Annotated in this window: 15 protein-coding genes and 2 tRNA genes; 6 read left to right on the forward strand and 11 right to left on the reverse strand. The window is 69.3% G+C overall.

Annotated elements, in window-relative coordinates; translation table 11 throughout:
- From ADY59_RS53075 to ADY59_RS47885, 9 genes are all read right to left on the reverse strand, one after another.
- A partial coding sequence (locus ADY59_RS53075) for a hypothetical protein (protein WP_231619189.1) occupies positions 1-210 on the reverse strand: 210 nt, incomplete at its 3' end.
- A 59-nt stretch (positions 211-269) separates the two neighbouring features.
- Positions 270-698: a MaoC family dehydratase gene (locus tag ADY59_RS44575; RefSeq protein WP_049576578.1), complete on the reverse strand. Its 429-nt coding sequence runs from the start codon at positions 696-698 to the stop codon at positions 270-272.
- Position 699: 1 nt separating this feature from the next.
- Positions 700-1149: a MaoC family dehydratase N-terminal domain-containing protein gene (locus ADY59_RS44580; protein WP_049576581.1), complete on the reverse strand. Its 450-nt coding sequence runs from the start codon at positions 1147-1149 to the stop codon at positions 700-702.
- Positions 1150-1334: 185 nt separating this feature from the next.
- Positions 1335-1499 (reverse strand): 50S ribosomal protein L33, encoded by a 165-nt coding sequence (rpmG, locus tag ADY59_RS44585; RefSeq protein WP_019632658.1) that lies wholly within the window; start codon positions 1497-1499, stop codon positions 1335-1337.
- Between the two features lie 70 nt (positions 1500-1569).
- A tRNA-Met gene (locus tag ADY59_RS44590) sits at positions 1570-1643 on the reverse strand.
- A gap of 155 nt (positions 1644-1798) precedes the next feature.
- Positions 1799-1874: transfer RNA gene (locus ADY59_RS44595), tRNA-Thr, on the reverse strand.
- A 39-nt stretch (positions 1875-1913) separates the two neighbouring features.
- A complete protein-coding gene (locus ADY59_RS44600) occupies positions 1914-2144 on the reverse strand; it encodes a hypothetical protein (protein WP_049576586.1) in 231 nt (76 codons plus the stop codon).
- 68 nt (positions 2145-2212) lie between these two features.
- Positions 2213-2731 carry a C40 family peptidase gene (locus ADY59_RS44605; protein ID WP_049576590.1) on the reverse strand — a complete coding sequence of 173 codons (519 nt, stop codon included), beginning with the start codon at positions 2729-2731 and terminating at the stop codon, positions 2213-2215.
- A gap of 102 nt (positions 2732-2833) precedes the next feature.
- The gene (locus ADY59_RS47885; protein WP_197094148.1) at positions 2834-3841 is read right to left on the reverse strand and encodes a lysozyme; all 1008 of its coding nucleotides are present in this window, start codon (positions 3839-3841) and stop codon (positions 2834-2836) included.
- A 440-nt stretch (positions 3842-4281) separates the two neighbouring features.
- Here ADY59_RS47885 and ADY59_RS44615 point away from each other — a divergent pair, with 440 nt between their 5' ends.
- The 3 genes from ADY59_RS44615 to ADY59_RS47890 are packed head-to-tail and all read left to right on the forward strand — an operon-like array spanning position 4282 to position 6470.
- On the forward strand, positions 4282-5220 hold the full coding sequence (locus tag ADY59_RS44615) for an ATP-binding cassette domain-containing protein (RefSeq protein ID WP_049576592.1): 939 nt from the start codon (positions 4282-4284) through the stop codon (positions 5218-5220).
- Positions 5201-5944 (forward strand): ABC transporter permease, encoded by a 744-nt coding sequence (locus ADY59_RS44620; protein WP_049576594.1) that lies wholly within the window; start codon positions 5201-5203, stop codon positions 5942-5944. Before ADY59_RS44615 ends, ADY59_RS44620 begins: the two co-directional genes overlap by 20 nt.
- Before the next feature lie 13 nt (positions 5945-5957).
- Positions 5958-6470: an NUDIX hydrolase gene (locus ADY59_RS47890; RefSeq protein WP_156326124.1), complete on the forward strand. Its 513-nt coding sequence runs from the start codon at positions 5958-5960 to the stop codon at positions 6468-6470.
- Here the strand turns inward: ADY59_RS47890 and ADY59_RS44630 are convergent.
- The gene (locus tag ADY59_RS44630; protein ID WP_063780979.1) at positions 6467-7129 is read right to left on the reverse strand and encodes a flavin reductase family protein; all 663 of its coding nucleotides are present in this window, start codon (positions 7127-7129) and stop codon (positions 6467-6469) included. The genes ADY59_RS47890 and ADY59_RS44630 overlap by 4 nt on opposite strands.
- 126 nt (positions 7130-7255) lie before the next feature.
- On the opposite strand from ADY59_RS44630, the gene ADY59_RS44635 reads away from it, so the two are divergent.
- Positions 7256-7606, forward strand: a complete 351-nt coding sequence (locus ADY59_RS44635) for an STAS domain-containing protein (RefSeq protein ID WP_049576596.1) — start codon at positions 7256-7258, stop codon at positions 7604-7606.
- Here the strand turns inward: ADY59_RS44635 and ADY59_RS44640 are convergent, their stop codons facing one another.
- Positions 7607-8623, reverse strand: coding sequence for an NUDIX domain-containing protein (locus tag ADY59_RS44640; RefSeq protein WP_156326126.1), 1017 nt, complete (start codon positions 8621-8623; stop codon positions 7607-7609).
- 18 nt (positions 8624-8641) lie between these two features.
- Between ADY59_RS44640 and ADY59_RS44645 the strand changes: the two genes are divergently transcribed.
- Complete coding sequence (locus tag ADY59_RS44645) at positions 8642-9256, forward strand: Pycsar system effector family protein (protein WP_156326127.1); 615 nt, start codon at positions 8642-8644, stop codon at positions 9254-9256.
- 45 nt (positions 9257-9301) lie between these two features.
- Positions 9302-10197, forward strand: an 896-nt coding sequence (locus ADY59_RS44650) for a serine/threonine-protein kinase (protein WP_156326128.1), incomplete at its 3' end; no start/stop codon positions are given.

The following is a 10197-nucleotide window of genomic DNA, read 5'->3' on the forward strand; positions in this document are numbered from 1 at the left end:
CGCCGGCCCCTTCCGCCCCGCCCCGCCCGGTGTGCCGCCCGGTGTGCCGCCCGGTGTGCCGCCCGCTGTGCCGCCCGCTGTGTCGCGGCCGGTGCCTACGGTGCCGGCCACTTCGTCCAGGCGGGGCGGCCGGAGGTGGCCGGGGGGCCGGTCGTCGGTCACTGCGGAGACGGGGATGGACTGCACGGTGGGCCAGACGTTCGCGCTCATGGGCTCACGCGTACCCGAGAGCCGCCCGGCCAGTCCTCGGCGCCCGCCGGAGGGGCGCGCTAGGCGAGCTGGACCACCGCGCGGGCCTTGGAGAGCACGCGGGCGTCGCCGGAGCGGGCCGTGAGCCCGACCACCACCCGCTTGTCGGCCAGCTTCTCCTCCACGACGCCGCTGACCGTGATCGTGGCGCCCTGGTCGTCGTCGGGCACGACCACCATCGAGGAGAAGCGCACCCCGTAGTCGACCACCGCCCCGGGATCGCCCGCCCAGTCGGTGACGAACCGCCCGGCCTGCGCCATCGTGTACATGCCGTGCGCGATCACGTCCGGCAGCCCGACCATCTTGGCGAACCGCTCGTTCCAGTGGATCTGGTTGAAGTCGCCGGACGCGCCCGCGTACATCACCAGGTTGAGGCGGCGCACGTTGTAGTCCACGGCCGGGATCTCGTGCCCGACCTCGATCTCGTCGTACTTCACCGTCGCCGTCATGTCAGGCCGCCCCTCCGCGCTCGACGATCGTGTTGTACGTGGTGCAGACCGGCTCGCCGTCGACCGTGGTGACCTCGCTCCTGACGGTCAGCAGCTCGTTGCGCCCGGCGCTGCGGATGTCGGTGATCGTCGCGGTGACGACGAGCCGGTCGCCGGCGTAGACGGGCCGGACGTACTCGAAGCGCTGCTCGCCGTGGACGACCATGGCGAAGTTCAGGCCGAGGCCGGGGTCGGCCAGCGCCTCGCCGCCGCTCTGCAGGCTGAACACGATGGGGAACGTCGGCGGCGCCACCACGTCGGGATGCCCGGCGGCCTGCGCGGCCTCCCTGTCCCGGTAGACGGGGTTGTTGTCGCCGATCGCCGCCGCGAACTCCCTGATCTTCACCCTGCTGACCTCGTACGGAGGGGAGGCCGGGTAGCTGCGTCCCACGAAGTCACGGTTCAACGCCATCAGTGCTCCCTCGCAATGTCTCACCGAGCGTCGTTGAGCCAGACGGTAACAGAACAAGGTTCGGCTGTCGCCGGGATGACCGGCTTTTTGCTCATGGAAAGCCCGCCACACACGACGAACCGGCGCCCTGTCAGCAGGACGCCGGTTGTGCGTTACGGGGTGGCAGGAGTGCTGCCCGGCGAGAACTAGCGGGTCTCGCGGTGCGCGCGGTGGCAGCGGCAGTTGGGGCAGTACTTCTTCAGCTCAAGCCGATCCGGGTCGTTGCGCCGGTTCTTCCGCGTGATGTAGTTGCGGTGCTTGCACTCCTGGCAGGCCAGCGTGATCTTCGGCCTAACGTCGGTGGCAGCCACTTGGGAGTGCCTTTCTACGTTCGGGACATGGACACGCCCATCCCAGGTCAGGTGACCTGGGGAAGGGCAGTAGCGGAGGCCGGACTTGAACCGGCGACACAACGATTATGAGCCGTTTGCTCTGCCTGACTGAGCTACTCCGCCTTGAGCCGGAAACGACCCGGCCCCGTAGAGGATACCCGACGCCGGGAGCACATTCGTAACTCGCCTGATCGAGCGGGGTGACCCCTAGTATGCCTCAGGATCACCGGTTAACCGAAATGAATAAAGCCCCACCTTGCGGTGAGGCCTGTCACAGCTGGAGCCCCCAAACGGAATCGAACCGTTGACCTTCTCCTTACCATGGAGACGCTCTGCCGACTGAGCTATAGGGGCCTGTCCGGCGCTGCGGACAGGTGTAACCATACACGGCGCTCAGCGATGATGCGAACTCGTTCGTCCTTCCAGCCGCCCGGCCGCGACGGGGGCCGCCGGCAGCCTGATGACCTCGCAGAGGTCGGCGAGATCGACGTGGCGCGCGACCTCTGCGACCGAGAGGCAATCGGCCACGAGCCACCCGTTGCGGCGCACCCGGAGCACCTGGCGCCCCGCGCGCAGGGCGAGCACGATCTCGAACCCGTCGCCACCGACCCATCGCCTGTCCATAGCGGCACACAGTAGCTTCCGGGTCTCTCATTTTTCGCTACGCCACCCGCGTTACACGCCATACCGGATCAGTAGCGGTAGAACCCGAGGAATCCCTTCACGCGGGAGATGTCGTCGACCCGGACCACGGCGCCGGTCTCGGGCGCGTTCATCATCCGCCCCCGGCCCAGGTAGATCCCGACATGGCGGGTCTTCTTGGCGCTCTTCCCGAAGAACACGAGATCGCCGGGTACGGCCTGCTTCACCCGGCGCATCCGGCGGACGTGGTCGTCGGTGTTGCCCGGCCCGAGCACGTCCTCCCCGTGCGCCAGCGCGTACACCCAGCGGGTCAGCCCGGAGCAGTCCAGCCCGCGTGTCCTGGCGGCCGGGCAGGGTTTGATCTTGCCTTGGTAGCCCAGGCAGGTGCCCTTGGACGGCCCGGGCTCCTCGGCGTGGCCGCCGCCCCAGGAGTAGACGATCCGGCGCTGCTCGATGGCGTACGCGATCTGCACGATCTCCGGCAGCACGTGCCGCCTGATCGGCGCGGAGGCCGTGGCGACCGATAAGACGAGCACGACGGCGACGGCCGCCCAGCGTCTGCTCGACACCCGCCACCCCCTCCCGCGCCACGATATGTCGTGGGATGCCGGTTTTATCCTGCCTTATCGACCCGTGTCGGAGGCCGATGGCGCGGGAGACGGTTTCGGGACCTATTTGGCGCGCAACTCCAACTCCACCGAGCCCACGGTGAACTTGATGCCGACCACGCCCTTCGACTTCGACGGCTTCGTGGCGAAGGTGAACGTCTTCTTCTGCCCGCGCCTGATCTCCGGGATCTCGCACCGGATCGCCGTGCCGCTGAACTTGCAGCCCGAGGTCGCCTTGACCACCCGCATGCCGCCGAAGGCCCGGCCGGACACCTTGACGTCCGTCACCGGGTGCGGGCCGGTGTTGGCGACGGTCAGGGTGAAGCTCTTGCGGTTGCGGGCCTTGCCGGACACCGTGACCTCGGCCGGCGGGTTGGCCAGCGACCGCAGGTCGGCCTCGGTGCCGTTGAACGCGTTCTGCCCGCCGGCCAGCGTGCCCTTCTCGGCCGACTGCCAGAACGTGTGGTTCTGCCAGCCCTTGGGCAGATCGCCCGGGTCCGTGCCCCATCGGGCGATCCAGAGCGGGTGCGTCTTGAACGCGTCGCTGTCGCCCGTGCACGTGCGCCACCAGCTCGTGGTGGTGTAGATGACCGCGTTCCGCCCGGTTTTCTGGCGGTATTTCTTCGTAAAGTCCTTGATCCAGGTGACCATTTCTTTTGCGGTCAATCCATAGCAGTTGTTCTTGCCGTTCTTCGCTTGATATGGATTGTCCTCAATGTCGAGCACGCCGGGGAGCGTCTTCCCATCACCGGTCCACGCCCCGCCGTTCTGCACGAAGTAGTCGGCCTGCGCCGCTCCGCTGGACTCGTGCGGCTGCGCGAAATGGTAGGCGCCGCGCATCAGCCCGGCCGCCGCCGCCCCGTCGAACTGCGACGTGAAGTGCGTGCTGCGGAAGTCGACACCCTCGGTGGCCAGCACGAAGGCGAACTTCCCGCCGCCGGAGGCCACCGCCGCCCAGTCGACGTCCTCCGTCCAGTTGCTGACATCAACTCCGGGGACCCCGTTGGCCGCCTGCGCGGTACCGGTCAATCCCACCGTCGCGGCCACCGCGACCAATAACAGACGTTTCACCCGCGAGATCATCCCGGAGCGCGACACAAATCCGCAAGTCCCGCATTATCCATATAGCTCGACGTATCAATTCGGTATAGCACCCCCAGCCCCAGCGGCGCCGCCGTCTCGCGCCATCCCGGCGGGCCTCCCGAGCATGTCGGCCGGCGTCTCCTTGCGGTCGTCCTTGCCGAACACCGGCAGACCGTTCACCCGCACCACCGGCACCACCCGGCCGCCGTCGGCGAGAAATTTCCGGTACGCCCCCGAAACCGCACTTCAGGGGCCTCGAACCAGCCCACGACGAGCACGTCGCGCACGTGACGTTTTCGCAGGTCAGAGCCGTATATGAACGCAGCGTTCGCGTTTGCCAAAGCCCCTCCCCGCGCCCACACTGGACCCCGATCCTCAATCAAGCCCCCGACCTGGGGTTTCTTCGCCATGCCCGGAGGACAACGACCATGATCCACGCCCGGGGACTGACCCGAGTCTTCACGATGAAGAAGGAGACCGTCGAGGCGGTACGCGGCATCGACCTCGACGTCGAGCCGGGACAGCTCGTCGCCTTCCTCGGCCCGAACGGCGCCGGCAAGTCCACCACCCTGCGCATGCTCACCACCCTGCTGCCCCCGACCTCCGGCACCGCCACGGTGGCCGGCCACGACGTGGCCCGCGACCCGGCCGCCGTGCGCGCCAGGATCGGCTACGTCGGCCAGAAGAACAGCGCCGGCGAGAACTTCCGCGTCCGCGACGAGCTCGTCACCCAGGGCCGCTGCTACGGCCTGACGACCGCCCGGGCCCGCGCCCGTACCTCCGAACTGCTGGACCTGCTCGACCTGACGCCGCTCGCCGGCCGCAAGCCCGGCACGCTCTCCGGCGGCCAGCGCCGCCGCCTGGACATCGCGCTCGGCCTCATCCACCGGCCCGACCTGCTGTTCCTGGACGAGCCGTCGACCGGGCTCGACCCGAAGAGCCGCGCCGACATCTGGTCCCACATCCTGCGCCTGCGGGAGACGTACGGGACCACGCTCTTCCTGACCACCCACTACCTCGAAGAGGCCGACAGCATGGCCGAGCGGGTGATCATCATCGACGGCGGCCGGATCATCGCCGACGGCACCGCCGAGCGGCTCAAGAACGACCTGGCCGGCGACCTGCTCACGATCACCACGGACACCGCGCGGGACGCCGCCGAGGCCGCCCGGATCGGCGGCGGCGAGGCCGACGGCCTGACCGTGCGGCTGCGCGTCGCCAACGCCGCCGCGGCGCTGCCTGAATACCTGCGCGCACTGGAGGCGGCCGGCATCAAGGTCGTCACCGCCGAGACCGCCCGCCCGACCCTTGACGACGTGTTCCTCAGCCTGACCGGGAGAAGCCTCGATGACGACCTTCCTGCGTGACACCGCCACCGTCTTCCGCCGCGAGTTCGCGCCCGTGCTGCGCGAGCCGGTCGGGCTGCTGTTCGAGATGGGGCAGCCGCTGCTGTTCCTGTTCCTGTTCGGGTCGCTGCTGGACGGGGCCGTGGGGTCGTCCTGGCAGTGGTTCGTGCCCGGCATCCTGGTGATGATGTGCCTGTCGGGCCCGATGGCCTCCGGCTACCACCTGCTGGTCGAGCTGATCGGCGGCTCGATGGAGCGGATGATGGTCACCCCGCTCAACCGCACCGCCATGCTCGTGGGCCGGACGCTCAAGGAGATGGCGATCCTGACCGCCCAGGCCGTGCTGATCATCCTGCTGGCGCTGCCGCTGGGCTTCGAGCTCCACCCGGCGGGCGTGCTGGCGGGGATGGCGCTGCTGATCGTGTTCGGGGTCGGGCTGGGGGCGCTGTCGTTCGTGCTGGCGCTGAAGTCGGCGCCCGGCGGCACCCTGTTCTACGTCGTCACGCAGGCGCTGCTGTTCCCGATGCTCCTGCTGTCGGGCGTGCTGCTGCCGATGGACTCCGGCCCGGCCTGGCTGCGGGTGCTGGGCGACGTCAACCCCGTCACGCACGCGGTGGACGCCCAGCGCGCCCTGTTCGCGGGCGACCTGGCCGACCCATCGGTCCTGTACGGCGCGGCGGCGGCTCTGGTGGTCGCGGGAGCCGGTCTGGTGCTGGGCAACCGCGCGATGCGCCGGGGCGTCTGAGACCCTGATCCGGATGAGTCACATCGTGGAGACCATGACGGTGCCGTGGATCGCCGTCCCGCACCGCCTGGAGGTCGTGCTCGCCGGCGACCTGCCCGCCACCGGCCCGGTCACGTCGGCGTTCGCCTACGTCCTGGACGAGGCGGACCGGACGCTGCTGACGCACGTGAACCGGCCGGGGCGGGGCTGGGAGATCCCCGGCGGCCATCTCGACCCGGGCGAGACGCCCGTCGAGGCGGCCGCCCGCGAGCTGGCCGAGGAGACCGGCCTGAGCCTGGCGCCCGCCCTGCTGTCGGTCTTCGCCTGGCACCGCATCGAGCTGTTCGTCCCGCCACCGCCCGGTCATCCCTACCCGGCGCTGACGTACATGGTGATGTTCACCGCCCGCCTGTCCGGGCCGGGGCTGCCCACGCGGCCGCCGGCGGGGTCGGAGAGCACGCGGGCGGAGTGGCTGCCGCGCGCGGACGTCGAGCGGCTCGGCGCCGGCCGCACCTGGCTGGGCCTGCACCGCAGGCTGTTCGCCTAGCGGGCCCGCTCGATGTCCGGGCCCCGGTACATCGACTCGGGGATGCTCGCCAGCGTCGACTCGTGCACCTGCGGACCGAGGCCGTACAGCTTCTGGAAGCTCATGATCAGCGGGCGCCAGGCGTCGGGGTCGATGTGGTCGTCCGTGCCCCGGGTCCGGATCTCGTCATGCACCCAGACCCGCGTCACGCGCACCTCGAAGGCGATCACGCCGTCGCCGGGGCCCACCTGGTGGGCGTTCTCCACGACGGCCTCCATGCTCACCGGGCACTCGGCCACCCGGGGCGGCGCCACCGTCTCGCTCGGCACCGGAGTCAGCCCGGCCCGCCCGAACTTGTCGGCCACGAACCGGTAGCCGCGGTCGTACTTGCCCGCCGGGACGGGATCGCTGCCGGTGGTCAGGGCCAGCCGGTCGACGGCCGCCGCGAGCGCGTCCGATGGCAGGTTCAGCACGCACTCGCCGGTCCTGGCCAAGTTCTGGGCGGTACGTGAGCGGGCGCCCCAGCCGAGCATGGCCCGCCAGCCCAGCCAGAAGGCCGACGACATGGGCGCCAGGTTGGGGGTGCCGTCCGGGTTCATGGAGGAGACCAGGACCACGGGGGTGCCGAAATAGAGGATGCCCGGTTCGATCCGGGTGTGCTTGTCAATGACGGTACTCACCCGAACACTGTGGCCAGAAGGGGCCGCGAACGCTGGCGGCAATCGGACGGCACGTCCCGCCGCGAAGCCGCCAAGGGGCCCATCGCCGGTGTACCGTCACAGGCAACCACAATGGAGGCCCGCCGGATGCAACCACCGTTCGCCCTCACAATCGAACAGCTCGGCGACACGGCGGTCATCACCTTGGCCGGTGAATTCGACACCACCCGGTGCTCCGAGGTTGCGGATGGCGTCGCGGCCCACATGTCCGACGGCTGCGTGCACCTCATCATCAACGCGGCCGACCTGTCGTTCTGCGACTCGATGGGGCTGCGGACGATCCTCGACTTCATGAACCGGGCCGACAAGGCCGGCGGCTGGCTCCGGCTGGCCGGGGTCCAGGGCGTGCTGCAGCGGCTCCTGGAGGTGACGGGGGTGTCGCAGGTGATCCCCGTCGACCCGGACGTCCCGACGGCCCTGCAATCGCGCATCTCCTGATCAGCGACGCTTGTAACGATCCAGCAGGTCCATCAGCTCCTGCTTGAGGTCGCCGACGAAGGTCTGCGCCGGCATGGTCCTGAAATCGCCTTCCCGGACCCAGATCAGCGAGGAGTGGTTCGGCGACGACGGGCGATTGTCCCCGACTTTGCGGCAGAGGAATCTGATTCCCGGAATGACCGGCGCGCCCGGCTCCCGGATCTCGTAAAAGCAGTGCAGGTCGCTGAGCACCTCGACGTCGATGTTCATCTCCGAGCGGAAATGCCGCCGCAACCCCTCGGCGAACGTCTCCGAGCGCCGCAATTGGCCACCGCATCCCTCCAGCCGGCCGGGGAACAACTCACGGTCGGCGGCCCGCTTGGCGAGAAGCAGCCGGATCCGCCCGTCACCGTCCTCCACGAAACACGTCCCCGCCACGTGGACCTCGGGGGTCTCGCGCAGGCGCTCCCGCGGCACGAACTGCGAGGCGATCTCGCCGCTGACCCACACGGCCACCTCGCCGATTCCGCGCAGCTTCCTGATCTGCGCGGTGAGCCCCCGCGAGTCGCGCGGCAGCGTGGGGAAGTCGTCGCGGTCGATCACCACGCCGAACGGCCGGGCCTCCCCGCACAGCCGGGAGCACTTGTTCAGGTTGTGGCCGGCCCAGTCGTCGCGCACGCGCAGCACCTTGCCGCGCACGATCCCCCAGCCCAGCTGCAGCTCGGCCGAGTGCCCGACGCGGTTGCCGAAGTCGAGGCAGAGCTTGCCGAACTCCCGCTCCACCCGGCCGACCGTCGCCAGGAGGCGCGACAGGAGCGCCGTCACCTCGCGCTGCGTCTGGCTCTCGGGAAGCTCCAGGACGAGAAGCGCGCCATCTCCCAAAGGTTTCAGATGGTACTCGGGAAACCTTTTACGGAGAATGGCGAGGAATCCACCGACGAAGTCGTGGAGGTTGATGAATACCTCATTCGCCTCCGCCCATCTGGTGAAACCGCGGACATCCACGAATATGACCACCGCACTGATGTCCTCCGCCATCCGGAAACCATCTTCCGTGTGAACCGACCCGACCCGCGGACGAATATAGTGGCGGCACTACGCACTTCAGCGGCCTGCCACGCCGAGTATGACACCCTCGCCGCATTTGTCCATCGGGCCGTTCTGCGCTCTCATATGACCGTGCCTCCTTCGAAGAGCGACCTGGCCCCCCACCTGTCCTCCACTCGTGAGGAAATCGCCCGGGCCGACACCAAGGCGACCGCACTGCTGGCCATCACCGCGATCGGCTTCGCCGCCTTCTCCGCCGCCGCGGCGGGCGCGGTGGCGGCTCCCGTACGCGGTCCCGCCCTCTGGCTGACGATGGCCGCACTGGTCGGCGTGACGGCGGTCGTCGAACTGCTGTTGCTGGTGCTGCGGCCGCGTATGGGAACGGAGTGGACGAGCCGCCACTATTTCGGGCACTGGCGGAAATTCATCGCCGCCCCGGACGACCTGGCCAAGGAACTGTCGGCCGACATCACCCAGGTGAAGCTGCTCATCCAGCTCAGTGACATCGCGTGGCGCAAGTTCCGGCTCATCCGGGCGTCCGTGGACGTGTTGATGATCGCTGTTCCGCTGATCTCGACGGCTATCTCGGTCACATTGCTGCTAGGCCCAAACAAATCCGGCTGAACGTCACTATTGTGATCAAAGCAACTTCAGGGGGAGGACGGGCGGATGGCGGCGGACGGGGCCCTGGGCAGTCGGTACATCCTCGTGGAGCAGATCGGCGCCGGAGGCATGGGGACCGTCTGGCGCGCCAGGCATCGCGACACCGGTGAGATCGTCGCCGCCAAGCTGCTGCGCGAAGGGCTGGCCTCGGACCGGGACCTGGTGCTCCGGTTCGTCCAGGAACGCAACGTGATGCTGAACCTGCGTCACCCCAACATCGCCACCGTGCGCGACTTCGTCGTCGAGGGCGACCGGCTGGCGCTGGTGATGGACTTCGTCGAGGGCGGCGACCTGCGGACGCTCGTCCACGAGCGCGGCACGCTGTCCCCGGCGGAGGCCGCGCGCATGGTCGCCCAGGTGGCCGGGGCGCTGGCCGCGGCGCACACCATGGGCGTGGTGCACCGCGACGTCAAGCCCGGCAACATCCTGATCGACGGCGGCACCGGGCAGCCGAAGCTGACGGACTTCGGCGTGGCCCGCATCGTGCACGGGCCCGGCATCACGCAGACCGCGTCGATCATCGGAACCCCCACCTACCTGGCGCCCGAGGTGGCCGACGGCACCGGGCCGACTCCGGCCGTGGACGTCTACGCGGCCGGGCTGATCCTGTACGAGCTGCTCGCCGGACGGCCTCCGTTCGTCGGCGAGCATCCGATGGCGCTGCTCCGGCAGCACGCGACGGCCGCGCCCCGGCGGCTGCCCGGCATGCCCGACGTCCTGTGGGCACTGATCGCGGCCTGCACCGCCAAGGATCCGGCCGCACGTCCCACGGCCGGTGAGCTGGCGGAGGCACTGGCCAGGGCGGTGCCGTCGGTGACCGGCCTGCCCGCCCTGCCGCCGGTCGGCATGGAGCATCCCCCTCTGGTGACCTCCGAGCCCCTGGCCTGGACACACCCCCCGCA

The organism is Nonomuraea sp. SBT364 (assembly GCF_001083785.1).
GTDB lineage: Bacteria > Actinomycetota > Actinomycetes > Streptosporangiales > Streptosporangiaceae > Nonomuraea.